This is a genomic window from Inquilinus sp. OTU3971 (assembly GCF_038440215.1).
In genome coordinates, this window is the sequence record NZ_JASATH010000443.1 from 1 (window position 1) to 495 (window position 495).

The window sequence follows — 495 nt, forward strand, 5'->3', positions numbered from 1 at the left end:
GACAGGCCGGTGGCCGGGTCGATGGCGATGGTCAGGATCTTCTCCGGCGTCGCCTCCGCCACCTCCTCGATCGCCATGCCGCCCTCGGTCGAGGCGATGATCGTCACCCGGCCGCTCTTGCGATCGACCAGGAGCGACAGATACAGCTCGCGGGCGATGTCGCAGCCTTCCTCGACATAGATCCGGCCGACCTCCTTGCCCGCAGGCCCGGTCTGCACCGTCACCAGCGTCCGGCCCAGCATCGCCTCGGCCGCCGCCGCGACATCCGCCGTCGACTTCACCACCCGGACCCCGCCCTTGCCCGACGGGTCTTCCTGGAAGTGCCCCTTGCCCCGGCCGCCCGCATGGATCTGCGCCTTGACGACATACACGGCGCCGCCGAGACCCTCCGCCACGCGCACCGCCTCCTCCGGCGTGTACGCCACCCCGCCGCGCGGCACCGGCACGCCATAGCGCCCCAGCAGCCCCTTCGCCTGATATTCGTGGATGTTCATG

The 495-nt window shown here is 70.7% G+C and carries 1 protein-coding gene; it reads right to left on the bottom strand.

Annotated elements, in window-relative coordinates; translation table 11 throughout:
- Positions 1 to 494 (bottom strand): ATP-grasp domain-containing protein (locus tag AAHM41_RS40335; protein WP_342242278.1); only part of this gene is annotated, 494 nt, incomplete at its 3' end.
- Position 495 lies beyond the last annotated feature (1 nt).